Origin of the sequence: Streptomyces dryopteridis (assembly GCF_049606955.1) — a bacterium.
Classification (GTDB): Bacteria; Actinomycetota; Actinomycetes; order Streptomycetales; family Streptomycetaceae; genus Streptomyces.
In genome coordinates, this window is record NZ_CP187113.1 from 3,459,104 (window position 1) to 3,485,839 (window position 26,736).

Here is a 26,736-nt window from a genome sequence, read left to right on the forward strand (position 1 = left end):
GACGCGGTCTTGCCGGACCGATCCACTGAAAAAGATCCGCTTCGCATCCCGGTGGACCCTGCCTGGGAGCCCGCTCGGCCCTGACTCGACAGTCGACCGTCCCACGAAACGAGGCCGACCGGAAACGGGATTCCGGTCGGCCTCGTCTGTACGGTGCCCCCGGCAGGATTCGAACCTGCGACACCCGCTTTAGGAGAGCGGTGCTCTATCCCCTGAGCTACGAAGGCGGGGTGGGTCGGGTCTGGGCGGGTGGCTGTGCGGGCACGGCGGCTTCGCCCAAGGTTGACCAGGGACAGAGTAGCCGATCGCGACGAATCGGCGGTGCCGGTTCTTCGGTCAGGGGGTGGGGGGTCGGAGGAGGGCGAGGGCTTCGGCCGGGTCGGCGGTGATCGAGACCAGGTCGGCCAGGGGGAGGGGGAGGAAGCCTTCCAGTTCCATGCGGCGGAGTTGTTCGTGCAGGCCGTCGTAGAAGCCCGCCGTGTTCAGCAGGACGACCGGCTTGGTGGTCCTGCGGTGTTTGCGGAGTTCCAGGATCTCGGTGGCCTCGTCGAGGGTGCCCATGCCGCCCACCATGATCACGAAGGCGTCGGCCCGTTCCATGAGCGCCGCCTTGCGTGCCGCGAGGTCGCGGGTGAAGAGCATCTCGTCGGGGGCGGTCACCGGGCGGGCCTTGGCGGCCAGGAAGTCGACCGAGACCCCCGAGAGCCGGCCGCCCGCCTCGCTGACGCCGTCGGCGACGACCTTCATCAGGCCGGTGTCGGAGCCGCCCCAGACGAGGGTGTGGCCGGCCTCGCCGAGGAGTTCCGCGAACCGGCGGGCCGGCTCGGTGTAGCGCACGTCGAGGTCGGCGGCGGAGAGGAAGACGCAAACGTTCACCGGCCCACCGTAACGGCGCCCCCGCCGGCCGGGTCCGGGGGGTGGACGGGGCGGCGGGGTGGTGGGCCGCTTCTCGGGGATTGGCCGGGGCGGGCCGGGCGCGGGGGGTCTAGCGTGCCGGCATGCGCTTTCACGTCGTCGACGCCTTCACCGACCGACCCTTCGCCGGGAACCCCGCCGGCGTGGTCGTGCTGCCCGCCGGGGAGTGGCCCGCGGACGCGCGGCTCCAGGCCGCGGCCGCCGAACTCGCCCACCCCGAGACCGCCTTCGTGCTGCCGGGGGCCTCGGACGCGGAGGGGGAGATCCGGTGGTTCACGCCGACCGTCGAGGCATCCCTCTGCGGGCACGCCACCCTCGCGGCCGCCCACGTCCTGCACACCGAGCACGGCCGCACCGGCACGCTGGCCCTGAGCAGCCGCCGGCACGGCACGCTGTTCGCCCGGATCGACGCGGACGGGGCGATCACCCTGGACTTCCCGGCCGCCCCGCACCACCCCGCGCCGGTGCCCGAGGGGCTCGTGGCCGCGCTCGGCGGCGCGGCCGTGCCCGAGGCGGTGTTCACCACGGGGGCCCTCGGCGACCTGCTGGTGGTCCTCGCGGACGAGGCCGCCGTGCACGCCGTGCGCCCCGATTTCCTCGCCATCGCCGCGCTCACCGCGCGCGAGGGCCTGCGGGGGCTGGCGGTGACGGCGCCGGCGGCCGATCCGGCGGGGTCGGGGTACGCGTTCGCGTCACGGTTCTTCGCGCCCGCCCACGGCATCCCGGAGGACCCGGTGACGGGCAGCGCGCACACCGCGTTCGCCCCGTACTGGGCGGCCCGGCTGGGCCGCGACGGGCTGGTCGGCGCGCAGGGCTCGGCCCGCCGGGGCCGGGTGCGGACCGAGGTCGTGGGGGACCGGGTGCTGCTGGCCGGCGGGGCCCTGACCACGGTCACCGGCGAGCTGCACGTCTTCTGAGGGCAGCCCTCGCGGGGTCAGCGCATCCGCAGGGCCGCCGCGAAGTCCATCTTGTCCTCCAGGCGGCCGAGGTTGCGGCCGGTCAGGGCCTCGATGCGGCTGATCCGGTACCGCAGCGAGTTCACGTGCAGGTGCAGGGCCGCGCCGCAGCGGGCCCAGGACCCGTCGTGTTCGAGGAACGCGCGCAGGGTGGGCACGAGGTCGCTGCGGTAGCGCCGGTCGTACTCGTGCAGGGGGGCGAGCAGCCGGCGGCTGAAGGCGCGCCGGACCTCCGCCGGGATCAGCGGCAGCAGGGCCATCACGTGCGCGGCCAGGTCCTCGGGTCCGCACACGGCGACCGCGCCCTGCCCCCGGCGCGGCCCGAGCGGCCCGGGCGGGCCGGGTGTGCCCGTCGGGTCCTCGGGCGCGGCGGGGGGTGTGCGGACGGGGCGGTCCATGCCGGCGCCGGCGCGGGCCGCGAGGGTCTCGCGCAGTTCGCGGGCCCGGCGGGCCTCCCGGTCGCGGCGTTCGCCCCGGCCCGAGCCGGGGCCACCGGGCGTGGGCACGCCGCCGAGCTGGCCCTCGGCGATCTGCCGGGCGTTGCGGGCCTCGGCGAGGGCGTGGTGCAGTTCGGCGGCGTCCTCGACGGGGCCGCCGGTGCCGAGGGTGAGGGCCTCGTCGGGCCACAGTCCGCGCGGGAGGGAGGCGTTCGCGACCCGGCGCAGGGCGTCGGGGGTGAGGGTCTCGTCGGCGTCGAGGAGGACGAAGGCGACGGCTTCGCGGCCGTCGCCGGTGGGGGTGACGGCGATCCGGTCGGCGGCCTCGGGGCCGAGGCAGCGCGGGTGCAGCAGGATCTCGGCGAGCAGTTCGGCGACGGGCGGCGGCCCGGCCGGGCGCCGGCCGGTGCCCGGCGCCGGTGTCGGGGTCGGTGTCGGGGTCGGACCGGGGGCGGAGGGTCCCGGGCGCTCGGGGCCGCCGGGCACGGGCGGGGTGGGCGCGGCGCCGGCGGGCCCGGGGCCGTCGCCGGGGCCGATGCCCGCCGCGAAACCCGGCCCGTCGCCGGGGAGGGGCGCCAGGCGCGCGGTGACGAGCTGCCGGCGGGTGGGGGCGGGCGGCGGCACGGCGCCGGGGAGGTGGGGCGTCGAGGGTTCGGCGAGCCGGCCGCCGGTGGCGAGCCGGGCGGCGGCCTCCTCCAGCAGGGCCTGTCCGGGACCGGGGGAGGTGGTGGACTCCAGCAGGGTCAGCAGCCGGCCGGCGGTGCGGCGGCGGGCGAGGCGTTCGGTGTCGCGTCCGCCGCGTTCGGCGGCCACGAGGCGGGCCAGCCGGTCGACGAGGTCGAGGCGTTCGCCGTGCCACTGGTCGGTGTCGGCCTCGACGGCGATGAACCAGTCGGTGATCGCGGGGCGGGCCACGGGGCCGGAGCGGACGGGGAACAGGGAGTACGCCGTGGACCGGGCGGTGGTGCGGTGCGGGGGGCGCAGCGCGGCGCGCTGGGCGGTGAGGAAACGGGCGGCGAGGGCGGCGGCGGTGTTCTCGGGGAGCGCGGGCAGGGCGCCGGCGATCTGGCGGCCGGTGGGGGACAGGATGCGGGCGCTCAGGTCGAGTTCGGTGCGGAGCAGGTCGAGGATGGCGTCGGCGCCGGTGCCGGCGTGCTGTTCGGTGGTGAGCCGGCGGTGGCGGTCGACGAGGGCGGTGAGGGTGCCGACGCGGGCCCCGGTGAGGGTGCGGCGGACGTGTTCGGTGATCGTCGCGAACGAGAGGTCGACGTCGACGGCGAGCAGCGGCAGGCCGTGACGGGCGCAGGCGGCGGTGAGGTCGGCGGGGACGTGCCCGTAGCGGGCCTCGCCGGCGGCGAGGGCGCCGGCGCGGGCGCGGACCAGGGCGCGCACGAACTCCTCGGTGCGGGCGGGGTCCTCGGCGCGGTGCCAGGCCAGGCCGGACAGCACGAGCCGGTCGGGTTCGACGAAGCGGTCGGGGGCGGGGAGGTCCACGGTGACGGCGCCGGTGATCCGGCGGTCCGCCCAACCGGCGGGCCAGGCACGGGGCCAGGCACGCGGCGGCCGTTCGGGGTCGGGGTGCGCGGAACCGGGGCGTGCGGAGCCGGGGTGCGCGGGGGTGCCCTGCCCACCGTTCCCGTCGGTCCCACCGTTCCCGCCGTGCCCGTGCCCGTGCCCGTCGTGCGCCGGGTTCGGTGGGTTCGGTGGGTCAGGGGGGAGGGGGACGGGGGTCAGCGGCGGGGCGCCGCCGGGCTCGGGGTGGACGAGGTCGCGCAGCCGCATGCGTCCCAGCGTGCCACGGTCGGGGCCGGTCGCGGGGCGGGCCGGGGCGGGTTCGGCGGCCGGTGACAGCGGGTCCGTCAGGTCCGCGCGGACGCCGGGGCCGGGTGGGTCCGGGCGGTCGGGCCGCGGGACCCGGTGCGGGGTGGGGCGGAACACGGGCGGGACCTCCACGGCTCAGGGGATGATCACCACGGGCCGGTGCGCGATCCGGCTGAGTCGGCCCGAGACGGAGGCGATCAGCCGGCGCAGCACCCCGGTGGTGCCGCCGACGACGATCGCGTGCGCCTCGTACTCCTCGGCCAGGGACTCCAGTTCCCCGCAGACCGAGCCGCGGCGTTCCACCAGCACCCACGCGAGTTCGTCGAGTTCGGGCGCCGCGCGCAGTTCCCGGCCCAGTTCCTCGCTGCGGTCGTGTTCCGGTTCCACCAGCACGGGCGGTTGGGCGCCGGCCTTCGCGACCATCGGGACCGGGTCCACCACGTGCGCCACGACCAGCGCGCAGTTCTGGCGTCGGGCCATGCCGGTCGCGTAGGCGAGGGCGCGTTCGCTGGACGGCGAGCCGTCGAAGCCCACGACCACGGAACGCCGGAACGCCGGGTCGGGGCCGGGGCCTGTGTTCATGCTGCCGACGATAGGTCGCCGGACCCCCCGTTTGGAGGTCCCGGGACAGGCAGTCCACTTTCGGCGACAAGGGTGTCCCCGAAGGGTGGTCCGAGGGGTGATCGAGCTGTCCTCCCGGGCGCTCGGAAGTCGGATTTCGGGCGCGGTCGGTCAACCTCCCCCCGCCCTAGCGTCGGTGTCATCAGGAAAACCCCCCACCGGACGTATCGCGGCGGTCCCGAGAGATCGGCCCCGCCCCCGGTGACCGAAGTCAACGGAGGCACTGCAATGACGCACGTCACCGCTCTGCGCGGCACGATTGTCTACTTCACCGACGACCCGTTCCTGGTCGGCAAGGAGAAGGCGTTCGTCTCGCACGAGGACGGCCTGCTGATCGCCGAGGACGGGATCATCACGGCGGTGGGGCCCTGGACGGAGACCAAGGACAAGCTGCCCGAGGGCGTCGAGGTCGAGCACTACGAGGGCCACGTCATCTCGGCCGGGTTCATCGACTCGCACATCCACTACGTGCAGACCGGCATGATCGGCTCCTACGGCGAGCAGCTCATCGACTGGTTGAACAACTACACGTTCATCGAGGAGCAGAAGCTCAAGGACCCGTCGGCGGCGCGCGAGATGGCCGCGATGTTCTGCGACCAGCTGGTCCGCAACGGCACGACCACCGGTTTCACCTTCGCGGCCGTCTACCCGGACACGGTGGACGCGTTGTTCGAGGAGACCGAGCGCCGCAATATGCGGATGATCGCGGGCAAGGTCATGATGGACCGCAACGCCCCCGACGGCCTCCTGGACACCGCGCAGTCCTCCTACGACGAGTCCAAGGCGCTGCTGGAGAAGTGGAACGGCCGCGGCCGCCAGCAGTACGCGATCACCCCCCGCTTCGCCCCCACCTCCACCCCCGAGCAGCTCGAGGCCGCCGGCGCCCTGTGGAAGGAGCACCCGGAGGCGCACGTCCACTCGCACCTGATGGAGAACATCGGCGAGATGGCGTGGGTGAAGGAGCTGTTCCCGGACCGCGCCAACTACCTCGACGTGTACGACCACTACGGCCTGGTGGGCCGTCGCTCGATGTACGCGCACGGCGTGCACATCGAGGAGGAGCACATGCGGTTGCTGCACGAGCGCGAGGCCGCGATCTCCCACTGCCCGACCTCGAACCTGTTCCTCGGCTCCGGGCTGTTCCCGCTGCGCGAGGCCAAGGACCCCAGCCGCCCGGTGCACGTGGGCATGGGCACCGACATCGGCGCGGGCACCAGCTTCTCGATGCTCCAGACGATGAACGAGGCGTACAAGGTCGCCCAGCTGCGCAACCACCCGCTGGAGGCCGTGAACAGCTTCTTCCTCGCGACCCTCGGCTCGGCCCGCTCCCTCGACATCGAGGACAAGGTCGGCACCCTGACCCCGGGTCACGAGGCCGACATCGTGGTCCTCGACCCCCGCGCCACCCCGATCATGGACTACCGCATGGACCGCTCCCAGAACGTGGAGGACGTGCTGTTCGTCCTCGGCACGATGGGCGACGACCGTTCGGTCAAGGCCACCTACGTGGCCGGCAAGAAGGCGTACGAGCGCGCCTGACCCCGCGCCCCGTACGGCCCCGTCCGGCCCGCCCGTTCCGCGGCCTCCCCGCGACGGGCACCGGCCCCCGGGCCTGATCCCCGGGGGCCGGACCCCCTCACCCGGTTTCCCCTCGCCGGTTTCCCCCACCCGGTTTCCCTCGACCGGTTCCCCACCCCTCGCCCCACCCCTCGCCCCACCCCCCCTTCTCCTCTCTCCTCTCCTCCTCCACCCCCGCCGCCAGGAAGTCCGCTGCCATGAACAAGACGTACTCCAAGCTCGGAGGAAGCCAGGCGTGGTTCGTCTGGGTCCTCTCCACCACCTTCGTGGTGTGGCTCTTCAACATCCAGACGGGTTACGGCCTGGTCCAGCAGGCCATCGTCGAGGACACCGGGATGCTGCTGGCGCAGGCCACCCTCTGCGCCTCCATCTACACGTTCTCCTTCTCCATCGCGCAGTTCTTCTCCGGCGCCCTGATCGACCGCTTCGGCACCCGGCCCCTGATGGCCGTCGCCGTGGGCTTCGTGACCGCGGGCACCTTCCTGATGGCCTTCGCCAACGGGTTCGCGATGCTGGCGATGTCCCAGGTCGTCATGTCGATCGGTGCCTCCTTCGGCTTCGTCGGCACGGGCTACCTCGGCGGCAAGTGGTTCGGCGGGGCCAAGTTCGGCATGATGTTCGGCCTGCTCCAGATGGTGTGCGCCATCGGCTCGGCCGTGAACCAGCCGCTCATCAACTGGCTGCTGTCGCTGATGAGCTGGCGCACGATGATGACGGGCTACGCCGTCGTCGGTGTCGCCCTCGGTGTCGCCGCCCTGATGTTCATCCGCAACCCGCACACCCCCGAGGACGAGAAGGTCTCGGACGAGCCGCGTCGCGCCCTGGTCCCGGCCGTGCTCTCCGACGTCAAGGAGGGCCTGACCAACACGCAGGTCGTCTTCGCCTCGATCTTCGCCTTCATGTCGATGGGCGCGATGCTCGCCGTCGCCATCATCTGGGGCCCGCTGGTCATCACGGCCTCCGGTTCCACCGCCGGCGCGGCCGCCCTCGCCACCGGCGCCGCCTGGATCGGCATGGCCGTCGGCTCCCCGGCCTTCCAGGCCATCGCCGACCGCACCGGCCGCAAGCCCGCCTCCATCTGGGGCTGCTTCGGCCAGGTCATCACCACCGCCGGTCTGATCTACTTCCCCGGCAACAGCTTCATGGCCACCGTGTGGATGTTCCTGATGGGCTTCATGGCCGCCTCGCACATGCTGGGCTTCACCATCGGCGGCGAGTCCGTCCCCGGCCGCCTGATCGGCACCTCCGCCGCCATCGTCAACGCGGCCTGCTTCATCGGCGGCGGCATCATGATGGCCCTCCCCAACTGGATGGGCACCGACGCCACGAGCCTCGGCTCCCTCCAGGGCACCCTCTGGACCATCCCGGCCCTGCTGGTCGTCGGTTGCCTGGCCTGTCTCCCGCTGAAGGAGACCCTGGTCCCCAAGGCCCCGGCCGAGGCCGACGAGACCACTCCGCAGCGGGTGGAGGAGAAGGTCGGCGCGTAACGCGGAACGGCGCGCACCGGCCGGGACCGGGCCCCGCACGGCACGAACCGTGCGGGGCCCGACCCGTTTCCCCGTCCCTCACCGCGAACCGCCGTCCCTCACCCCGGCCCGCCCGCCGGCCCATCGGGCCTGTCCTCGGCCCCGCCGCTTGGGGCCCATCGCCCCTGAACCCGTGCCCCGTGCCGCTGGGATCCTGAAAGGGATCAAAGGCGATCACGGGTCGGGGTCGGCGCGGTGCGGAAGAGGTGGGTCATGGCGGATCGAACGCCCTTCCCCTCCCCGCGCCCTCGCGCCGCCCACGGCCTGTTCCCCCGGGGCGCGGCCCTGCGCCAGGACCTCGTGATCGCGCTGGCCGTCTGCCTGCTGGCGCGGCTGGTGCCCGCGCCGGACGCCTTGGCCACCGGCCTCGTGCAGTCCCCGGTGCTCCAGTACTCCTGCGGGATCTTCGCGTCCTGTGCGTTGGTGTTGCGGCGGACGCGGCCGGAGTTGTGCGTGGTGGTGGCGTTCGCGGCGACGTTCGCGTTGGACACGCGGTACAGCCTGACGGCGGCGGCGTACGCGTTGGGTCGCTACGGTCGGCCGCGGCACCGGTTGTTGATCCTGGGGTTCGTGGCGGGTCTGTATCTGGCGTCGCGGGAGTTGACCGGGACGGTGGAGCCGAGTCACGTGGTGCTGCTGTATTCGACCCTGTTGGAGATCATCAGTCCTGCCGTGCTGGGTGCGTTGTTGGAGCGGCAGGAGCGGTTGCAGGAGGCGTTGAGCCGGCGGCTGGATCAGGCGGAGCACGCGGTGGATCACGCGGTGCGGTTCGCGTTGTTGGAGAGTCGTACGCGGCTTGCGTTCGATCTGCACACCAATGCCGGGCATCGGGCGGCGTTGTTGGTGTTGCAGGCGGGTGGGTTGTTGGTTCGGAAGGACCTGTCGCCGGCGGCGCGGGAGCAGGTGGAGCGGATGGAGGAGAACGCGCTCTGCGTGATGCGGGAGTTGGGTTCGGCGGTGGACATGATCCGGGATCCGTTGGGTCGGGACGTGCGGGGGCGGGGGGTCTCGTGCGCGGACTTCCTGGCGGGGCTGGCCCGCAACCTCGCGGGTGACGGCATGCGCGTCAGCTTCCGCGCAGGGACCGTGCCCCGCCGGATCTCGCCCGAGACGGACGAACTGCTCCGCCGCGCCGCCCGCGAGAGCCTCGCCCACATCGTCCGCTACGCCCCCCGGGCCGAGGTCACCCTCTTCCTCGACAGCGCCGGGGAACGGGTCTCGCTGGAGGTCGGGCACCGGCACGAACCGCACGTCGGCCCGTGCACCCTCGCGGGCCGCGACGGCTTCGAGTTCCTCGCCCTCCAGGACGAGGTCACGGCGGCCGGCGGCACCTCGGTGGCGGGGCCGCGTCCCGGGGACTCCTTCCTGGTGCGCGTGGAACTGCCCCTGGGCCCGTCCGAGCCGGCAGCCGCGTCACAGCCCCCTCCCGAGTCCGCCCCCGAGCCCGCACCCGCGCCCGCCTCGTCCCCGTCCGCGTCGCCGGTGACCGCCCCGGTCCCGGTACCCGTCCCCACCCCCGCAGGAGGCCCCGCATGAGCGTCTTCCGGCTCGTCATCGCCGACGACCACGCCCTGATCCGGTCCGGGATGCGGGTGCTCCTCGACGCGGAGGACTCCCTGGAGGTGGTCGGGGAGGCGGAGAACGGCGCCGAGGCCCTCACCCTGGTCACCACCCACAGACCCGACGTGGTCCTCATGGACCTGCACATGCCCGAGATGGACGGCATCGAGGCCACCCGCCGCATGATGCGGCTGCCCAACCCGCCCCGCGTCCTGATCCTCACCTCCGTCCCCACCGACGACCGCGTCGTCGAAGCCCTCGAAGCCGGCGCCGCCGGCTTCATCCTCAAGGACCTCCGCTCCCAAGAGCTGCTCTCCGCCCTCCTCGCCGTCGCCCGCGGCGTCCCCGTCCTCGCCCCCTCCGTCATGGGCGGATTGCTCCGCCGCGCCTCCGTCGGACACGGCACCCCCGGCCGCACGGCCGAACTCCGCGAGAAGGTCGCCGGTCTCAGCGAGAGCGAACGCCGCGTGCTGGCCCTGCTCGGCCGGGGCCTGTCCAACGCCCGGATCGCCTCCGAACTGCACCTGTCCGGGGCCAGCGTCAAGACCTACGTCTCGCGCACCCTGGCGAAACTGGGCCTGGAGAACCGCACCCAGGCGGCGCTCATCGCCCGCGACCTCGGAGTCAACGAGGGAGAACGGACCGTCAACCTTTCGACCACCTGAACGGGGCTCCCGCGCCCTAGGGTCGACAGCAGGGGGGAGAAGCGGCCACCGTCCACGACGCCGATGCGAAGGAGCCGGTCACATGGGACACACCTCGGACGAAGCCTGGTTCGAGATCACGCACGCATTCCCGCGCCTCCCCGGGGAGGACGAGGACTGGTGGCACACGGCCCGGTGCTCGGTGAGCACCGAGTGCGCCGAGCTCTTCTACTCGGAGAAGACCGGGTCCGCCGCGCGCGCCAAACGGATCTGCGCCGAATGCCCGGCCCGCACCGAGTGCCTCGACTACGCGCAGAAGCACGGCGAGAGCCACGGCATCTGGGGCGGCCTGACCGGCCACGAGCGCCGCGTCCTGGCCCTGCGCGGCTGACCGCCCCCGCGCCGCCGCCCCACCCCGTTTCACGTGAAACAGCACCCTGTTTCACGTGAAACGGCCTGTTTCACGTGAAACAGCCGGGCTCAGGCCACCACCCGCAGGTGCCGTCCGCTCTCCGGCGTCGGATGCCCCAGCGGGGCCGTCGGTCCGTTGAAGACGATCAGCGGCCGGACCGCGTCCGAGTCCACCGGCGCCGCCGACACCAGCTCCCAGGCCGCGCCGACCAGCTCGAACCCGTACTCGTGCGTGGTCATCGGGGTGGGGTCCAACCGGCCCCGCTCGATCAGCCGCAGCGCCCGCTCCAGCCAGACCCGCCCGAGCTCGTCCGTGGGACCCGAACAGCGGGCCTCCGTGACCCGACCGGCCGGGCTCAGCACGGCGCGCAGCGGCGCGCCGGACCCGGTCCACTCCCCGGTGCCGGTCAGGGCCGCGTCCACGCCCCGGCCGCCGGTCAGCTCCCGGATCCGCGCCACGGGGTCCTCGTACAGGGGGTCCACGATCACGTCGGCCCCGCAGCGCAGGGACAGCTTCTGTCGGCGGGCCGCCGACTCCACGGCGATCACCAGCCCGGCCCCCGCGAGCCGTGCCGCCAGCGTCACCGCGAGCCCGCCCGCCCCCTGACCGAACACGGCGACCGCGCCGGCCGGCGCGGGCCGCACGGATTCCAGCGCGGCCAGTCCCGAGACCAGCGGCCCGGCCGCGTACAGGGCCTGGTGGTCGGTGACCCGCTCGTCGAGGGTGACCAGGGTGCGTTCGGGGGAGCGGACGGTGAAGTACTCCGCGAGCCGGCCCTGACCGACCGCGATCACCCGTTCGCCCACCGCCGCGACCCGCGGGTCCACGCGTTCGCCGACCGCCGCGACCACCCCGACGGCCTCGTGGCCCAGCTCGCTCTCCACCCGGTCGTGGTGCGCGGAGGGTGGGCAGACCAGGGCGGCCGTGCTGCGCACCAGTACCTCGTCCGGCCCCGGGGCCGGCACCGGGCGGTCCACGAGGCGGGCCTCTCCGTCGGTGAGTACGAGGGCCTTCATGGTGGGGCGCACGGGGACTCCTTGGCTCGGCGACGACTTTCCCGACGGCCGGCGCCTCGTCGCGGCGACCGTCGTGGGGCGGGTGGGGCGTCCATCGGGGGCGACGGGCGGCGCCGGACCACGCGCGCGGAACGGGCCCGCGCGACGCGGTGTCGGCGTCACCCTCAACCCTCCCCAAGGACGGAGCCGATCACCCGGGGCCGGAGGTCGCCCGTCCACGGGTCTTGGGTCGTCGCGAGATCGGCCCCGCAGTGGCCCTTGGGCCCGTGCGGGAGGCGGTCGCAAGCCGCCGTGCGGACCGGTCACACGTCCCGGACGCGCACAGGAAGCGGACCCCTCGCGGTGTGCTCCGTGAGGGGTCCGGTGCAGGTCAGGGGTGGTGCGGGGGGATTCAGGGGCGGGTGATCCGGACCTGGTAGCCGCCGTCCTTCAGGCGTCCGACCACTGAGACGCCCACGCCGGAGCGTTCGTCGGTGTACGACTCGCCCGGTCCGAAGGGGGCGTCGGAGAGCTCGGCGTGCACGTTGGGCCGCCGGGTGCAGCCGCCGCTGGAGGAGGCGCTGTCGTTGACGGTGACGGGCCCGCGCCCGGTGTCCACCTCGGAGTCCACCTCGTAGACGAGCACCCCGGGCTTGCACACGGCCTCGTCGTTGCCGGCGCGGGTCCGGACCTCGACGGCCAGCCCCCGGCTCTCGGAGAGCGGCACGAAGGCGAGCTTGACCCCGCCGGGCGTGGCCAGGGGGCTGAGCCGGTGGTCGCTGGTGCCGGCGGCGGAGGCGCAGCTGATCTGCTCGGGGTCGAGCCAGCCGAGCTTCCACTTGTGCCAGCCGAGCAGGTCGTTGTTGGCGCCCCAGTCCTCGCTCATGATGTCCCAGTGGCCGACCGTGCCGCCGCCCTCGCTGGTGTAGAGGTCGGGGAGGCCGAAGACGTGCCCGTTCTCGTGGGGCAGGACGCGGTAGCCGGTCTCGCGGAAGCTGCCGGAGCCGTCGTCCTGCCGGGAGTAGACGAACGAGGTGTTGGAGAGCGGGACGCCGTCGGCGACGGGTGCCTCGTGGTTGCCGGAGAAGGTCACCGAGAGCACGGTGTCGAGGGCGGAGGGGCCCGCGTTGGGGGTGACGAGGATGTTGACGAGGTCGTACCGGCTGAAGTCGACCTCGTTGTCGGCGGCCTGCACGATGTGCTCGACCAGGCGCCGGTAGCCGGGTTCGTAGGGGGAGCCGCGGCCGATGCCGTAGGCGGCGAAGGGCATCGGCATCCGCAGCCAGTCCCGTATCGGGGCCTCGGGGCGGTAGTCCAGCCGGCCGTAGGAGCTGGTGCGGAACCAGTCGGAGGTCTGCGGGAAGAACTCGGCGAGCCGGTCGAGGGCGGAGCCCTCGCCCTTGGCGTCGGGGAAGTCGATCATCAGGTTGAGGGCGCGGACCTCGCCGGTGGACTTCGCGTACCCGGGCGCGGTGGGCAGGCCCTCGGACATCTGCACGCCCATGGTGCCGGCGATGCGGCAGGGGGCGAGGCGGGTCTCGGCGGTGGTGACCGCGACGGGGCCGGCGGCGCTGGGGGTGCGGTCGGGGACTCCGGCGCTGGCGGTGGCGGTGACGCCGATGGCCAGCGCGGTGAGGCCGACGTACGCGCTGCGTATCCGGTGGCGGGTCTGCGTCATGAAGCTCGCCTTCGGCTGCGCGGCAGCCGGTCGGGTCCGTGCTGCTCTCCTTGCGCTCACCCTCCGACGGGGCGCGTGGGGGCGCGCGCGGAGTGCGTCCGAACGGGCGCGCGACCCGAGAGTGTGTGACGCAGGTCACATGGGCCTCCGGAATGAGCGGGGACTCTCTCCCCGTTTCACCCTGTGTTCCGCCAAACGGGGAAGGGCTCCCCGTATTCACGCTCCCGGGAAGGGGCATCCACCATGCAGCGCCACGCGACCGAGGCCGGCGAGCTCCGGGCGCCCGACCGGGCCCCCGACCTGATCCCGCCGACCGCTCCGGCCGCGCCGGACGCCTCCGGTCGCCGCATGCCGCGCCCCCGGGCCGACGCGCTGCGCAACCGGGAGCGGATCCTGGTCGCGGCCCGCGAGCTGTACGTGGAGCAGGGCACGACCGCCGCCTTCGACGAGATCGCCCGCCGCGCCGGGGTCGGCAACGCCACCCTCTACCGGCACTTCCCGGACCGGGTCGCCCTGGTCCGGCACGTGGTCCTGCACGTCCTGGAGCGCATCACCGAGCACGCCCGCGCGGCCCGCGTCGAGGAGGCGGACGCCTTCGACGCGGTCTGCCGCTTCGCCCACGCCGCCGCCGACGAGCGGATCGGCGCCCTGTGCCCGCTGCTCTCGGAGGGCTTCGACCACGACCACCCCGACCTGCTCGCCGGCCGCGAGACCCTGGAGACGGCGGTCGAGGACCTGATCCGGCACGGCCAGGAGGCCGGGGCCCTGCGCCCCGACATCGGCGCCGGCGACCTGATGATGGCCCTCTCCCAGCTCGCCCGTCCGCTGCCGGGCACCTGCGTCTCGCACGTGGACCGCTACGTGCACCGGCACCTGCAACTGCTCCTCGACGGGCTGCGCGCCCCCGGCCGCTCCGCCCTGCCCGGCAGCCCGGCCACCGTGGCCGACCTGCGCCGCGAGGATCCCGAGCCGGTCGCCCCGGCCCGCACCCCGGCGTCCGCCGGGTAAGCCCCACCGCCCCGCCCCGACCGGCCGGGCCCCATGCCACCGCGCGGCCCGCGCCGCGCGTCACCGAACACCCCACACCGCCGGCCCGTCCGGCGTTCCCGCACCACGAGGTTGGACCCCGTCATGCCCGAAACGCCCCCCGCCCGCTCCGCCGCCAAGGCGCCGCTGCCCGATCCGGCGGCGCACGCCAACCGCTGGAAGGCCCTGGTCTTCATCTCCCTGGCGCAGCTCATGGTGGTCCTCGACGCGACCATCGTGAACATCGCCCTGCCCTCGGCCCAGCAGGACCTCGGGCTGACCGACGGAAACCGCCAGTGGGTCATCACCGCCTACGCCCTGGCCTTCGGCGGTCTGCTGCTGTTCGGCGGCCGGATCGCCGACCTGTGGGGCCGCAAGCGGGCCTTCCTCGTCGGCCTCGGCGGCTTCGCCGTGGCCTCCGCGCTCGGCGGCGCCGCGACCGGCGAGGCCATGATGCTCGGCGCCCGCGCCCTCCAGGGCGTGTTCGGCGCGCTGCTCGCCCCGGCCGCCCTGTCCCTGCTCGCCGTGAGCTTCACCGACGCCAAGGAGCGGGCCAAGGCGTTCGGCGTGTTCGGCGCGATCGCGGGCGGCGGCGGCGCCGTGGGCCTGCTGCTCGGCGGTTTCCTCACCGAGTACCTGAACTGGCGCTGGACCTTCTACGTCAACATCCCGTTCGCCGTGGTCGCCGCGATCGGCGCCTGGCTCGTGATCCGCGAGCCCGCCGGCGGCCGCAACCGGGCCCCGCTGGACATCCCCGGCGTGCTGCTTTCCACCTCCGGCCTGGTCGCGCTGGTCTACGGCTTCACCCGCGCCGAGTCCGACGGCTGGAGCGACCCGGTCACCCTGGGCCTGTTCGTGGCCTCGGTGCTGCTGCTCGGCGCCTTCGTGCTGGTCGAGTCGAAGGTCGCGCACCCGCTGCTGCCGCTGCGCGTGATCACCGACCGCAACCGCGCCGGCGTCTACCTCTCGCTGGGCCTGGCCGTGATCGGCATGTTCGGCCTGTTCCTCTTCCTCACCTACTACCTCCAGGTCGTCAAGGGCTACTCCCCGGTCCGCACCGGCTTCGCCTTCCTCCCGATGGTCGCCGGCATGATCACGGGCTCCACCCAGATCGGCGCCCGCCTGATGACCCGGGTCGCTCCCCGTTGGCTGATGGGCCCCGGCTTCGTGCTCGCGGCCCTCGGCATGGCGCTGCTCACCCAGCTCTCGGTGGACTCCTCCTACCCGGCGCTGATCCTGCCCGCGCAGCTGATGCTGGGCCTGGGCATGGGCACCGCCTTCATGCCGGCCATGTCCATGGCCACCCACGGCATCGCCCCGGCCGACGCGGGCGTGGCCTCGGCCATGGTCAATACCTCCCAGCAGGTCGGCGGCGCGATCGGCACGGCGCTGCTCAACACCATCGCGGCCTCCGCCACCACCGGCTGGCTCACCGACCACGCCGCCCGGCTCGCGGGCGGCGGCGACGGGGCCCGGCTCGCGCAGTTGGAGGCCATGACCCACGGCTACGCCTCGGCGATCCGCTGGGCGGTGGCCATCCTCGCGGTCAGCGCGGTGATCACCTTCACCATGGTCACCACCGGCCGGCCCGGCACCGGCGGGCGCGGTCCGGCCGCGTCCGGCGGCGGCAAGGGCGCCGAGGAGGTCGAGCACATCCCGGTGATCGCGCACTGACACGCCCGCGCGGAATGAATTCCCACCCCTGGTGGTTCAAACTTGAACCACCAGGGGTGGGGTCGTTCCGGCCCCCGACCCCGCCGCCGACCGACCGACCCGCGACCCAGCCGTCGCCGTCCGTCGATCCCGCCGAGAAGGGGGGCCGTCGTGCCGACCGCCTCGCCCATGCCCGCCCTGTACCTCAGCCACGGGGCGCCCCCGCTCGCCGACGACCCGCTCTGGCCCGCCGAGCTGGCCGCCTGGTCCGCCGAGCTGCCGCGCCCGCGCGCGATCCTCATGGTCTCGGCCCACTGGGAGGAGGCTCCGCTCGCCCTCTCGGCCACCACCCCCACCCCGCTCGTGTACGACTTCTGGGGCTTCCCGCGGCACTACTACGAGGTGCGCTACGAGGCCCCCGGCGCCCCCGCCCTCGCCGACTCCGTCCGCAAGCTGCTGCGCGGCCCCGGCACGCCCGTGCAGGACGTGCCCGACCGGGGGCTGGACCACGGCGCCTACGTGCCGCTCGTGGAGATGTACCCCGAGGCCGACGTGCCCGTGCTCCAGATCTCCCTGCCCACCCTCGACCCCGAGCGCCTGATGGACATCGGCCGCCGGCTCGCCCCGCTGCGCGAGGAGGGGGTGCTGATCGTCGGCAGCGGCTTCTTCACCCACAACCTCGCCGCCCTGCGGCAGTCCGCCGACGGCTCGGTGCCGAGCTGGTCGGCCGAGTTCGACGCCTGGGGCGCGGAGGCCCTCGCGGGCAAGGACGTGGACCGGCTGCTCGACTTCGCCCACGCCGCCCCGGCCGGCCGGCTCGCCCACCCGCGCACGGAGCACTTCGCGCCGCTGTTCGTCACCCTCGGCGCGGCGGACGCCCTCGGCGACCTCGGGGCGCAGCGCACCGCCGTGGACGGGTTCTGGATGGGGCTGGCCAAGCGGTCGATCCAGTTCGGCTGAATCCCGAATCGGGACATTTCGCGCAGGTCGAGGCAACCGATGGGCGTGGGTCCGCGTCTTCGGGGTAGGCGTGCGGGTCCGGAGGGGCCGCCGATGTTGTGACGCCGGTCTCAGAGCGGGACCGGCGCGCCGCGCCGGCGAACCCTCCGCCCCGACCCGTACCCGCGCCCTGACCTGCGCTTCCGTGCCGGTCGGCGAGATCCGTCCGCAGCGTGGCGGCGCAGGATACTGCAAGATCTCGAAAAAGGGGACGGTGCGTGGGAATTCTGTCCCGATTCCGTGCGTTGTTTCCTTCGGATGCGGGCACTCGGGAGGGTGTTCCGGGGGCCGCAGCCGCACTGACCGCCGCCGGACACACACGCGACCGAACCTTTCAAGGGAGTACGCATGGCAACCCGCGCCGTCGCCCGCCGTCAGACCACCACGGCCGGCTCCGCCCGAGCCACCGGCGGTGAGATAGCCGACCGCGACCTGGTCGGCATGTACCTCGACGAGATCGCGCGTACCCCGCTCCTCGACGCCGCCCGTGAGGTCGAACTCTCCCAGATCATCGAGGCCGGCGTGTTCGCGCGCCGCATCCTCGACAACGACCCCGAGGTGGACCCGAAGGCCGCCCGCGACGCCGACCGCGCCGAGCTGGAGCTGCTGGTGGAGGAGGGCGAGCGGGCCAAGGAGGTCTTCATCCGCTCCAACCTGCGCCTGGTCGTCGCCGTGGCCCGTCGCTACCCGCGCAGCGGCCTGCCCCTGCTCGACCTGATCCAGGAGGGCAACGCGGGCCTGGTCCGCGCCGTGGAGAAGTTCGACTACGCCAAGGGCTTCAAGTTCTCCACGTACGCCACGTGGTGGATCCGCCAGGCCATCACCCGCTCCATCGCCGACCAGTCGCGCACCATCCGCCTCCCCGTCCACCTGGTCGAGGAACTGGGCCGGATCCGTCGGGTGCAGCGCGAGTTCAACCGCGAGAACGGCCGCGACCCGGAGCACGCCGAGATCGCCGCGGAGCTGGGCTCCACCGAGCGCCGCGTGGCCGACGTGCTCGACTGGGCCCGTGACCCGGTCAGCCTCAACATGTCGGTGGACGACGAGGGCGAGACCCAGTTCGGCGACCTGCTGGAGGACACCTCGGCGATCTCCCCCGAGCAGTCCGTCCTCTCCCTGCTGCGCAGCGAGGAGCTGGAGGACCTGATCGCCAAGCTCGACCAGCGCACCGCGTCCATCATCAAGATGCGCTACGGCATCGACGACGGCCGCGAGCGCACCCTCACCGAGGTCGGCAAGCAGCACGGCCTGACCCGCGAGCGGATCCGCCAGATCGAGAAGCACGCCCTCCTCGAACTCAAGCGCATGGCCCGCGACACCGGCTTCGACGCGGTCGCCTGACCCCACCGGCGAGACCCCGGGCCCCGGCCCGGGGTCGGGTTGTGGAATGCGGTCACCCCCTGTCCGCATCAGGTCCTAGATTGCTCCACATGAGCACCGAGACCTCCACGACATCGCCCGAGAACGCGCGCGGGCCCCTACCGCAGGAAGGGACCACCCCGCCCACCACCGCCCCCGAGGCGCCCGCCCCCGATCGGCGGCGCTGGTTCGCGCTGGCCATCGTCATGACCGCGGCCTTCATGGACCTGGTCGACGTCACCATCGTCAACATCGCCATCCCGCATCTGCGGGCCGATCTGAACACCTCCACCAGCGCCATCCAGTGGATCACCGCCGGGTACGCGTTGGCCTTCGCGGCGGGCCTGATCACGGGCGGTCGCCTCGGCGACATCCACGGCCGCAAGCGGGTCTTCCTGATCGGCATCTCGGGCTTCACGGTCGCCTCGCTGCTCTGCGGTCTCGCCGCCGACCCGGCCATGCTCGTCGCCTCCCGCATCCTCCAGGGCGGCATGGCCGCGCTGATGGTGCCGCAGGTGCTCGCCATCATCCACGTCACCTTCCCGCCCCACGAGCGCGGCAAGGTCTTCGGCCTGTTCGGCGCGATCATCGGCCTCGGCGCCGTCTCCGGCCCGCTGCTCGGCGCCCTGCTCACCGAGTGGAACCTCTTCGGCCTCCAGTGGCGCCCGATCTTCCTGATCAACCTGCCCGTCGGCATCGCCGGCGTGCTGCTGGGCCGGGCCTTCATCACCGAGTCCAAGGCCCCGCGCGCCCTGCGCCTGGACCTCGTGGGCATGGTGCTGGCCACCGTCGGCATGGTCCTGCTGATCCTGCCGCTCACCCAGGGCCGCGAGAACGACTGGCCGCTGTGGGGCTTCCTGTGCATGGCCGCCGCGCCCCTGGTGCTGATCGGCTTCGTGCTCTTCGAGCGCCACAAGTCCCGCACGGGCGGGTCCCCGCTGGTCGAGCTCTCGCTGTTCTCGGTCAAGAGCTTCGCCGGCGGCATCGCCGTCCAGTTCACCTTCGGCATCGCCACCGGCGTGTTCTTCCTGGTCTGGACCCTGTACATGCAGGTGGGCCTGGGCTGGACGGCGCTGCGCGCGGGCCTGACGGGCGTGCCCTTCTCGCTGGCCGTCTCGCTGGCCGCCGCCGTGTCCGTGCAGAAGCTCGTGCCCCGGTTCGGCCGGCTCGTGCTCCAGGCGGGCGCCCTGCTGATGGCCGCCGGACTCTTCCTCTACCTGGCGCTGTCCGGCCACTACGGCCAGGCCATCACCTCCTGGCAGATGATCCCGCCCCTGGTCGTGCTGGGCCTGGGCATGGGCCTGATCGTGGCCCCGCTGACCGACACCGTGCTCTCCCGGGTCCCGCGCGAGCACGCCGGCTCGGCCTCCGGGCTGATCAACTCCGTGGGCCAGATGGGCAACGCCCTGGGCCTGGGCCTCACCTCGATCGTGTTCTTCGGTCAGATCGCCGACGACCTCGCCTTCGGCCCGCCCTACGTGGCGGCCTTCCGGCACGCCCTGTGGTGGGTCGCGGGCATCCTGCTGCTGATCTTCGCGGTGATGTTCACCCTGCCCCGCCGCTCGCCGACCCCGCAGGAATCGGGGGACTGGGCCGGCTGATCGACCCGGGCCCTTCGGCCCCACCTCCGCGGACATGCCCGTTCTCTTGGACGGGCATGTCCGTTTCTGTTTGTTTCCTCCCCGACTCGGGCGTAAGCTCGCAGAGAACCCACAGACTCGGGCATGAAACGGACGTGAATCATGTACGCACCGGAGCGGCAGCAGGAGATCCTGCGGCTCGCCCGCGAGGCCGGCCGGGTGGAGGTCCTCGCGCTCGCCGACCGCTTCCAGGTCACCGCCGAGACCGTCCGCCGCGACCTGACCGCCCTCGACCGCGCCGGCCTCGTCCGCCGCGTGCACGGCGGCGCCATCCCGGCCGGGCGCCTCGACTTCGAGCCCGACCTCTCCGAGCGCGAGGGCACCGCCGCCGACGAGAAGGACCGGATCGCCCGCGCCGCCCTCGCCGTGCTCCCCGAGTCCGGTTCCGTGATCCTCGACGCGGGCACCACCGTGGCCCGCCTCGCCGCCGAGCTCCCCCTGGACCGCGAACTCACCGTCGTCACGCACGCCCTCCCCGTCGCCGCCCGCCTCGCCGACCACCCCGGGGTGGACCTGCACCTCGTCGGCGGCCGGGTCCGGCGCCGCACCCGGGCCGCCGTCGACTCCTGGGCCCTGCGCGCCTACGGCGAGATCCGCGCCGACGTGCTGATCCTGGCCACCAACGGCTTCACCCCCACCGGCGGCCTGACCACCCCCGACCTCGCCGAGGCCGCCGTCAAACGCGCCGCCGTCGCCGCCGCCCGCCGCGTCGTCCTCCTCGCCGACTCGGCCAAGGCCGGCCAGGAGCACTTCGCCCGGTTCGCGAACTTCTCCGAGATCGACCTGCTCATCACCGACACCGGCCTGACCGCCGACGACCAGGCGGCGATCGAGGCCGCCGGCACGGAAGTAGCGCTCGCATGATCCTCACCGTCACCCCCAACCCCTCCCTCGACCGCACCTACGAGGTGCCCGGACTCGAACGGGGCGAGGTCCTGCGCGCCGCGACCGACCGGGTGGACCCGGGCGGCAAGGGCGTCAACGTCTCCCGCGCGGTGGCCGCCGCCGGCGCCCGCACCACCGCCGTCCTCCCCCTCGGCGGCGCCCCCGGCGCCCTCCTGGCCGAACTGCTGCACGCCCAGGGCGTCGACGTCACCGCCGTCACGATCGCCGGCCAGACCCGCTCCAACATCGCGCTGGCCGAACCCGACGGCACCCTCACCAAGATCAACGCGCCCGGTCCCGAGCTGAGCCCCGCCGAATCCGGGCTGCTCCTCGACACCGTCCGCACCCACGCCACCGACGCCGAGTGGATCGCCTGCTGCGGCAGCCTCCCGCGCGGCCTGGCCCCCGAGTGGTACGCCGACCTCGTGCGCACCGCCCACACCGCCGGCCGCCGCGTCGCCCTCGACACCTCCGGCCCCGCCCTGCTCGCCGCCCTCGCGGCCGGGCCCGACGTGGTCAAGCCCAACGCCGAGGAACTCGCCGCCGCCGTCGGCCGCCCGCTCGCCACCCTCGGCGACGTGGTCAAGGCCGCCGAGGAACTGCGCGCGCTGGGCGCCCGCGCCGTCCTCGCCAGCCTCGGCGCCGACGGCCAACTCCTCGTCGACGACTCCGGAGTCCACCACGGCACCGCCGCCGTGGACCGGGTCCGCAGCAACGTCGGCGCCGGCGACGCCTCCCTCGCCGGCTTCCTGATCGCCGGCGGCGCCGGCCCCGAGGCCCTGGCCTCGGCCCTCGCGCACGGCGCCGCCGCCGTCCAACTCCCCGGCAGCGCGCTGCCGACCCCAGCGGACCTCCGCCTCGACGCGGTCCGCGTCACCGGCCAGGACCTGCCCCTGGACCTCCCCCTGTCCGAACCCGTCGGTGTCTGAAGGACGCGCGCGAAGGAGCGAGCGATGAACAGCGAGATGATCACCCCGGACCTGGTCGACCTCGACCTGGCCGCCGACACCAAGGAAGCGGCGGCCCGCGCCCTCGCCGAACGCATGGTGGACCTGGGCCGCGTCAGCGACCTGGACGGGTTCCTGGCCGACGTGGCCGCCCGCGAGGCCCAGATGCCCACCGGCCTCGACGGCGGCATCGGCATCCCCCACTGCCGCAGCGCCCACGTCACCGCCCCCACCCTGGCCTTCGGCCGCGCCGCCCGAGGCATCGACTTCGGCGCCCCGGACGGCCCCGCCGACCTGGTCTTCCTGATCGCCGCGCCCACCGGCGCCGACGAGGACCACCTCTCCATCCTCTCCACCCTGGCCCGCCGCCTCATGCGCCCCGAGTTCACCGACGCCCTGCGCGCCGTCGACTCCCCGGCCGAGGCCGCCCGCCTGATATCCGGCGACGAGACCCCCCGCCCGACCCCCGAAGAGGCCCCCGAACCGGCCCCCGAAGAGGCCGCCGCCGAGGCCCCCTTCCGGATCGTCGCCGTCACCTCCTGCCCCACCGGCATCGCCCACACCTACATGGCGGCCGAGTCCCTCACCCAGGCGGCCCGCGCCGAGGGCATCGAGATCACCGTCGAGACCCAGGGCTCCGCCGGGTTCACCAAGCTCACCCCCGAGGCCATCGCCGCCGCCGACGCCGTGGTCTTCGCCCACGACGTGCCGGTCCGCGACCGCGCCCGCTTCGCCGGCAAGCCCACCGTGGACGTCGGTGTGAAGGCCGGCATCAACCGCCCGGCCGAACTCCTCGCCGAGGCCCGCGAGAAGGCCGCGCGCGGCGAGGTCGAGGACACCGGCCGCGCCGCCGACGCCCCCGACGAGGCCGCCGAACCCGAGGGCAAGGGCGCCAAGCTGCGCACCTGGCTCATGTCCGGGGTCAGCTACATGGTCCCGTTCGTGGCCGCCGGCGGTCTGCTGATCGCCCTGGCCTTCGCGATCGGCGGCTACTCCATCGACAAGGCGCCCTCGGTCGCCGAGCACTTCGTCTGGACCGAGGCCGCCAGTTGGGCCGCCCTCCTCTTCCAGACCGGCGGCCTCGCCTTCGGCTTCCTCATCCCGGTCCTCGCCGGCTACATCGCCTACGGCATGGCCGACCGCCCCGGCCTGGTGCCCGGGTTCGTCGGCGGCTCCGTCGCCCTCACCATCAACGCGGGCTTCCTCGGCGGCCTGATCGCCGGTCTCATCGCCGGTGGGACCGTGCTCGCCGTGCAGCGGGTGCGGATCCCGACCGCGCTGCGCGGGATCATGCCGGTGGTGGTGCTGCCGCTGATCGGCTCCGCGGTCACCGCGTTCCTGATGTTCCTGGTCGTCGGCAAGCCCATCGCCTCCCTCCAGAAGGCCCTCACCGACTGGCTGTCCGGCCTCTCCGGCGCCAACGCGATCATCCTCGGCGTGATCCTCGGCCTGATGATGTGCTTCGACCTCGGCGGCCCCCTCAACAAGGTGGCCTACGCCTTCGCCATCGGCGGCCTGGCCACCCCCAACGAGGGCTCCCTGAAGGTCATGGCCGCCGTGATGGCCGCCGGCATGGTCCCGCCGCTGGCGATGGCCCTGGCCACCACCGTGCGCGGCCGGCTCTTCTCCAAGGCCGAACGCGAGAACGGCAAGGCCGCCTGGTTCCTCGGCGCCTCCTTCATCAGCGAGGGCGCCATCCCGTTCGCCGCGGCCGACCCGCTGCGCGTCATCCCGGCCTCCATGGTCGGCGGCGCGGTCACCGGAGCCCTGTCCATGGCCTTCGAGTGCACCCTGAGGGCTCCGCACGGCGGCGTGTTCGTCATCCCGCTGATCGGCAACCCGTTCCTGTACCTGCTCGCCATCGCGGCCGGCACCGCCGTCACCGCCGGCCTGGTGATCCTGCTCAAGGGCATGCGCAAGGACGCGCCGAGCGCGGTCCGGGCGCCCGCCGAGCCGGTCGCGGAAGCGGCCGAGCCGAAGACTCCGGTCGCCGTCTGACCCCACCCGCGCACGACACACCCCACCCGCCGGCCCGGAGCGCCCCCAGCGCCCCGGGCCGGCGCGCGCTCAGCGCACCCGCAGCTCCATCGCCCCCCGGGCCGCGCTCTCCGTCTCGTACACCTCGCACATGTGCCGCCCGTCGGGCGTGGCCGTGTGCTCCACCTCCCACAGGCTCAGCTCCGTCCCGTCGAGCAGCACGAAGGCGTGCTCGTAGAGCCGGACGGCGATCTCGCGGCCCTCGCCGCGCGGGGCCCGGGGCCCGAACGCCTGGGTGATGGTGTGGGCGAAGGCCGACCGCAGGCGCTCGGCCGTGCGCGCCCCCGGCCGATCGGGGTTCTCGGCCCGGCGCAGCACCCGCCGGGCGTGGTCGGCGGACTCCTCCACCCGGTACTCGCGGCCGCCGGACGCCGCGAACAGCCCCGCCGCGTCCCGAGGCCCCTCCTCGACCGGGTCGTGGTCGACCCCGGGCAGCGGGTCGAAACCGGCCGACCGGCGCCCGGCGCGCGCCAGTTCGGCGATGTTCGCGAACACCTCGTGCACGGTCTCGCCGCCCGGTCCGGGCCGCCGGTGTTCGAGCTCCCACAGCGAGAGGGAGGAGCCGTCGGCGAGCAGGTAGGTGTGGCGGTGGGTGCGCCGCAGGCGTTCGCCGTCCGGGGTGTGCTGGGCGCTGGAACAGGACGAACTGTGGGCGATGGCCCCGCCGAGGCGTTCGACGAGGGCGTCGGGCAGGTCGAAGGAGTTGAGGGCGCGGCCGAGGAGACGGCCGAGCTGCTCCTCGGTGGTCTCGTACGGGGTGGTCTCGTACGGATCGCTCACGGTGGCTCTCCTGGCATCGTCGCCATTGCGGGTCGTCACGGCACGGAAGCACAACGTAACCCCTGGCGCTGACATCACGTCCGGGGTTCGGTAAAACGTCCGGGTCTTCTCGGGGGTTCCCGAACCCGTTACGGTCAACTTCCGCGCGAACAGGGGGCTTTCGTCGATGTTGGGGTGGTAATGGGGGACTATGGCCGGCATGGCAACCAACACCGTGGGCCTGCCGCGCCAACAGGGCTCGGGCGCCGGCCCCCGCCCGGGCGCCGCGCCCGCCCCCTCCCGACCGATGGCCTGGCTGCTGATCCTCACCGGGGCCGCCGGACTCCTGGCCTCCTGGGTGATCACCCTCGACAAGTTCCTGCTGCTGGAGGACCCGGACTTCAAGCCGGCGTGCAGCCTCAACCCGGTGGTCTCCTGCGGCAGCGTCATGCAGAGCGAGCAGGCCGCCGCCTTCGGCTTCCCCAACCCGATGCTCGGGCTGGTGGCGTACGGGGTGGTGGTCTGCGTGGGCGCCGGGCTGCTGGCCGGGGCCGCGTACCGGCCGTGGTTCTGGCTGGGCCTGAACGCGGGCACCCTGTTCGGCACCGGCTTCTGCGCCTGGCTGATGACCCAGTCGCTGTACGAGATCAACGCCCTGTGCCTGTGGTGCTGTCTGGCCTGGGTGGCGACGCTCGCGATGTTCTGGGGGGTCACGGCGCACAACGTGCGCTCCGGCGCGCTCCCGGCGCCCGGCCCGGTGCGCACGGCGTTCGTCGAGGCGCCCTGGGTTTTCCCGGTGATCCACACCGGGGTGATCGGGATGCTGGTCCTGACCCGCTGGTGGGAGTTCTGGACCTCCTGACCCCCGCTCCCGGCCCCGGCGGGGGCGGGCATGCGCGAGGGCCCCGGCGACAGGATGTCGCCGGGGCCCTCGGTCACGTCACCGCGTCGCTCCGCGGGCGGCAGGCGCCCGGACCGTGAGGTGCTGCGGGGTGGGTCAGCTGCCGGCGGAGGCGTTGCCGGAGAGGACCGGGATGTTGCTCAGGATGTGGGAGAGCGGCTCGTCGCCCTTGGCCTGGGTGGAGTTCTCGGTGCACTGCTGGTTCATCGGGTTGGACAGGACGTTGATGTCCTGGACGCCGACGTTGACCAGGGCCAGGATCGACTGGGCGTTGACCTTCGCCGGCAGGCCGATGCAGGGCTTGTTCAGGGTGCCCTGGACCAGGCTGAGCTGCGGGCTCATGTCGCCGTGGGTCTTCTGGTTGCCGTAGACCTGCGAGGCGCCGTTGCCGTTCACGGTGTTGATGCCGTTGTCGTTGCCGATGGCCATCGCGGGGGCGGCCACGGCGGCACCCGCGCCGACGATGGAGGCGGTGACAGCGGCGGTGGCCATAATCTTCTTGAGCATCATTGGTCCTTTTGTCGCACGAGTGCCCGCTTGTGGAGCGCACTGACCAACGGGGCCCCGCCGGTTCCGGTTCCGTTCCGTCACCCGAACGGCCCGTCGGCCGCGAGCTTTCGCCCCTGACGGGTGAGCCCGCCCCGGACGCCCGCTCGAAGCCCGTACGCAGCGCTTACTTCCTTCGTGGGACGGCTCGGGCAGGGCTCCGCACGCCGTTCGAGGGGCCCGGGTTCGGCGTGCACCCATCAAGTTCCGGTTGCGCTCCGTGCGAGGTGTTCGCACGGTGGGTGAGGAAGCGGAACGCCAGTGGACCGCTTGCCACACGAGTCGAAGGAACTCCCCATGCGTCACAACCCGACCCCCCGTACCCGCGCCCGCTTCGTCGTCCCCTCGGTCCTGGCCGCCGTCATACTGTCCGGCGCCGCGGCCGCTCCGGCGGTCGCCCAGGAGAACGGGGCGGAGCAGGCGAGGTCCTGGCACCGGCAGTGGACCCCGAACGCGGCCGAGCAGGTCGAGCGGGCCGAACAGGCCGAGCCGCCGGCCGCGCGGGCCGCCGCCGGACCCATCGAGGACCTGCTGTCCTCGCTGACCTCGCAGCTCGACGGCATCCTCAAGTCGATCGGCGCGGCCCTGCCGGCCGGGACGAAGCTGCCCGACGTGAAGCTGCCCACGGTGCCCACCGTGCCCGAGCTGCCCTCGATCCCGGGGGTGGAGATGCCGAAGCTGCCGACCGTGCAGCTCCCGGCGCTGCCCGCGATGCCGCAGGCGCCCGCCGCACCGCAGGCGCCCGCGGGCCCGGCGGGACCGGAGGTCCCGGCACTGCCCGAACTGCCGTAGCGGACCCAAAAGGGCAGTGAGTGGGCAAACGGCGCGAACGGTTCGGTCG

Annotated in this window: 23 protein-coding genes and 1 tRNA gene; 16 read left to right on the forward strand and 8 right to left on the reverse strand. The window is 73.6% G+C overall.

Annotation, left to right across the window (positions count from 1 at the left end; translation table 11 throughout):
• Positions 1-154 precede the first annotated feature (154 nt).
• Together ACN20G_RS14820 and ACN20G_RS14825 are read right to left on the reverse strand one after the other, a co-directional pair.
• Positions 155-227, reverse strand: a tRNA-Arg gene (locus ACN20G_RS14820).
• A gap of 109 nt (positions 228-336) precedes the next feature.
• Positions 337-876 (reverse strand): TIGR00730 family Rossman fold protein, encoded by a 540-nt coding sequence (locus ACN20G_RS14825; protein WP_424213244.1) that lies wholly within the window; start codon positions 874-876, stop codon positions 337-339.
• 122 nt (positions 877-998) lie between these two features.
• On the opposite strand from ACN20G_RS14825, the gene ACN20G_RS14830 reads away from it, so the two are divergent.
• Positions 999-1,832: a PhzF family phenazine biosynthesis protein gene (locus ACN20G_RS14830; RefSeq protein ID WP_424213245.1), complete on the forward strand. Its 834-nt coding sequence runs from the start codon at positions 999-1,001 to the stop codon at positions 1,830-1,832.
• Between the two features lie 17 nt (positions 1,833-1,849).
• Here the strand turns inward: ACN20G_RS14830 and ACN20G_RS14835 are convergent, their stop codons facing one another.
• Positions 1,850-4,261, reverse strand: coding sequence for a helix-turn-helix domain-containing protein (locus ACN20G_RS14835; protein ID WP_424213246.1), 2,412 nt, complete (start codon positions 4,259-4,261; stop codon positions 1,850-1,852).
• A 3-nt stretch (positions 4,262-4,264) separates the two neighbouring features.
• Positions 4,265-4,711 (reverse strand): universal stress protein, encoded by a 447-nt coding sequence (locus ACN20G_RS14840; RefSeq protein ID WP_424213247.1) that lies wholly within the window; start codon positions 4,709-4,711, stop codon positions 4,265-4,267.
• A 267-nt stretch (positions 4,712-4,978) separates the two neighbouring features.
• Here ACN20G_RS14840 and guaD point away from each other — a divergent pair, with 267 nt between their 5' ends.
• From guaD to ACN20G_RS14865, 5 genes are all read left to right on the forward strand, one after another.
• Positions 4,979-6,289: a guanine deaminase gene (guaD, locus tag ACN20G_RS14845; protein ID WP_424213248.1), complete on the forward strand. Its 1,311-nt coding sequence runs from the start codon at positions 4,979-4,981 to the stop codon at positions 6,287-6,289.
• 236 nt (positions 6,290-6,525) lie between these two features.
• The gene (locus tag ACN20G_RS14850) at positions 6,526-7,815 is read left to right on the forward strand and encodes an MFS transporter (RefSeq protein ID WP_424213249.1); all 1,290 of its coding nucleotides are present in this window, start codon (positions 6,526-6,528) and stop codon (positions 7,813-7,815) included.
• A gap of 252 nt (positions 7,816-8,067) precedes the next feature.
• Complete coding sequence (locus ACN20G_RS14855; RefSeq protein ID WP_424213250.1) at positions 8,068-9,390, forward strand: sensor histidine kinase; 1,323 nt, start codon at positions 8,068-8,070, stop codon at positions 9,388-9,390.
• Positions 9,387-10,079 (forward strand): response regulator transcription factor, encoded by a 693-nt coding sequence (locus ACN20G_RS14860; protein ID WP_424213251.1) that lies wholly within the window; start codon positions 9,387-9,389, stop codon positions 10,077-10,079. Before ACN20G_RS14855 ends, ACN20G_RS14860 begins: the two co-directional genes overlap by 4 nt.
• Positions 10,080-10,161: 82 nt before the next feature.
• A complete protein-coding gene (locus ACN20G_RS14865) occupies positions 10,162-10,449 on the forward strand; it encodes a WhiB family transcriptional regulator (protein WP_424213252.1) in 288 nt (95 codons plus the stop codon).
• Between the two features lie 89 nt (positions 10,450-10,538).
• Here the strand turns inward: ACN20G_RS14865 and ACN20G_RS14870 are convergent, their stop codons facing one another.
• Together ACN20G_RS14870 and ACN20G_RS14875 are read right to left on the reverse strand one after the other, a co-directional pair.
• Positions 10,539-11,498, reverse strand: coding sequence for a zinc-dependent alcohol dehydrogenase (locus ACN20G_RS14870; RefSeq protein WP_424213253.1), 960 nt, complete (start codon positions 11,496-11,498; stop codon positions 10,539-10,541).
• 379 nt (positions 11,499-11,877) lie between these two features.
• Positions 11,878-13,143: a M6 family metalloprotease domain-containing protein gene (locus tag ACN20G_RS14875; RefSeq protein WP_424213254.1), complete on the reverse strand. Its 1,266-nt coding sequence runs from the start codon at positions 13,141-13,143 to the stop codon at positions 11,878-11,880.
• A gap of 243 nt (positions 13,144-13,386) precedes the next feature.
• Between ACN20G_RS14875 and ACN20G_RS14880 the strand changes: the two genes are divergently transcribed.
• The 8 genes from ACN20G_RS14880 to ACN20G_RS14915 all read left to right on the forward strand — a co-directional run bounded on the left by ACN20G_RS14880 (position 13,387) and on the right by ACN20G_RS14915 (position 23,650).
• Entirely contained in the window at positions 13,387-14,151 is a 765-nt protein-coding gene (locus ACN20G_RS14880; protein ID WP_424213255.1) for a TetR/AcrR family transcriptional regulator, read from the forward strand.
• 123 nt (positions 14,152-14,274) lie between these two features.
• Positions 14,275-15,843: an MFS transporter gene (locus ACN20G_RS14885; RefSeq protein WP_424213256.1), complete on the forward strand. Its 1,569-nt coding sequence runs from the start codon at positions 14,275-14,277 to the stop codon at positions 15,841-15,843.
• A gap of 168 nt (positions 15,844-16,011) precedes the next feature.
• Positions 16,012-16,782, forward strand: a complete 771-nt coding sequence (locus ACN20G_RS14890; RefSeq protein ID WP_424215514.1) for a dioxygenase — start codon at positions 16,012-16,014, stop codon at positions 16,780-16,782.
• Positions 16,783-17,169: 387 nt separating this feature from the next.
• Positions 17,170-18,162 (forward strand): sigma-70 family RNA polymerase sigma factor, encoded by a 993-nt coding sequence (locus ACN20G_RS14895; protein ID WP_424213257.1) that lies wholly within the window; start codon positions 17,170-17,172, stop codon positions 18,160-18,162.
• Positions 18,163-18,251: 89 nt separating this feature from the next.
• Positions 18,252-19,781 carry an MFS transporter gene (locus ACN20G_RS14900; protein WP_424213258.1) on the forward strand — a complete coding sequence of 510 codons (1,530 nt, stop codon included), beginning with the start codon at positions 18,252-18,254 and terminating at the stop codon, positions 19,779-19,781.
• A 141-nt stretch (positions 19,782-19,922) separates the two neighbouring features.
• A complete protein-coding gene (locus tag ACN20G_RS14905) occupies positions 19,923-20,684 on the forward strand; it encodes a DeoR/GlpR family DNA-binding transcription regulator (protein WP_424213259.1) in 762 nt (253 codons plus the stop codon).
• Complete coding sequence (gene pfkB / locus ACN20G_RS14910; RefSeq protein WP_424213260.1) at positions 20,681-21,634, forward strand: 1-phosphofructokinase; 954 nt, start codon at positions 20,681-20,683, stop codon at positions 21,632-21,634. Before ACN20G_RS14905 ends, pfkB begins: the two co-directional genes overlap by 4 nt.
• A gap of 24 nt (positions 21,635-21,658) precedes the next feature.
• A complete protein-coding gene (locus ACN20G_RS14915; RefSeq protein WP_424213261.1) occupies positions 21,659-23,650 on the forward strand; it encodes a PTS fructose transporter subunit IIABC in 1,992 nt (663 codons plus the stop codon).
• A gap of 69 nt (positions 23,651-23,719) precedes the next feature.
• On the opposite strand, the gene ACN20G_RS14920 is transcribed toward ACN20G_RS14915, so the two are convergent.
• Positions 23,720-24,469, reverse strand: a complete 750-nt coding sequence (locus tag ACN20G_RS14920; RefSeq protein ID WP_424213262.1) for a DUF6227 family protein — start codon at positions 24,467-24,469, stop codon at positions 23,720-23,722.
• A 199-nt stretch (positions 24,470-24,668) separates the two neighbouring features.
• On the opposite strand from ACN20G_RS14920, the gene ACN20G_RS14925 reads away from it, so the two are divergent.
• Positions 24,669-25,310, forward strand: coding sequence for a vitamin K epoxide reductase family protein (locus ACN20G_RS14925; RefSeq protein ID WP_424213263.1), 642 nt, complete (start codon positions 24,669-24,671; stop codon positions 25,308-25,310).
• A gap of 135 nt (positions 25,311-25,445) precedes the next feature.
• Here ACN20G_RS14925 and ACN20G_RS14930 read toward each other — a convergent pair whose 3' ends face one another.
• Positions 25,446-25,856: a rodlin gene (locus ACN20G_RS14930; protein ID WP_424213264.1), complete on the reverse strand. Its 411-nt coding sequence runs from the start codon at positions 25,854-25,856 to the stop codon at positions 25,446-25,448.
• 336 nt (positions 25,857-26,192) lie between these two features.
• Between ACN20G_RS14930 and ACN20G_RS14935 the strand changes: the two genes are divergently transcribed.
• Positions 26,193-26,687, forward strand: coding sequence for a hypothetical protein (locus ACN20G_RS14935; protein ID WP_424213266.1), 495 nt, complete (start codon positions 26,193-26,195; stop codon positions 26,685-26,687).
• Positions 26,688-26,736: the final 49 nt, after the last annotated feature.